We start from the raw sequence: 248 nt of genomic DNA, 5'->3' as shown, positions 1-248 counted from the left end.
GCCGCAGAACATGGCCGCCAGTGCCGGCGTCGGCGCGGTTCTAATTGGCTGGGCAATCACCGCAGTGGGCATGCTGACCCTGGCATTCGTGTTCCAGACCCTGGCCAACCGCAAGCCCGACCTGGACGGCGGTGTGTATGCCTACGCCAAAGCTGGCTTCGGCGAGTACATGGGGTTTTCCTCGGCATGGGGGTACTGGATCAGTGCCTGGATGGGCAATGTCGGCTACTTCGTGCTGCTGTTCAGCA

At 62.5% G+C, this 248-nt stretch carries 1 protein-coding gene; it reads left to right on the top strand.

Translation table 11 applies throughout. The annotated features are described in order from the left end of the window. On the top strand, positions 1-248 hold a 248-nt coding region (locus J5M56_RS26095; RefSeq protein WP_207938203.1), incomplete at both ends, for an amino acid permease.

The sequence above is a fragment of the Pseudomonas sp. 51_B genome, assembly GCF_017491595.1.
Lineage (GTDB): Bacteria > Pseudomonadota > Gammaproteobacteria > Pseudomonadales > Pseudomonadaceae > Aquipseudomonas > Aquipseudomonas promysalinigenes.
Note: the sequence above shows the minus strand (reverse complement) of the source record. Positions and strands in the feature narration are given on the sequence as shown.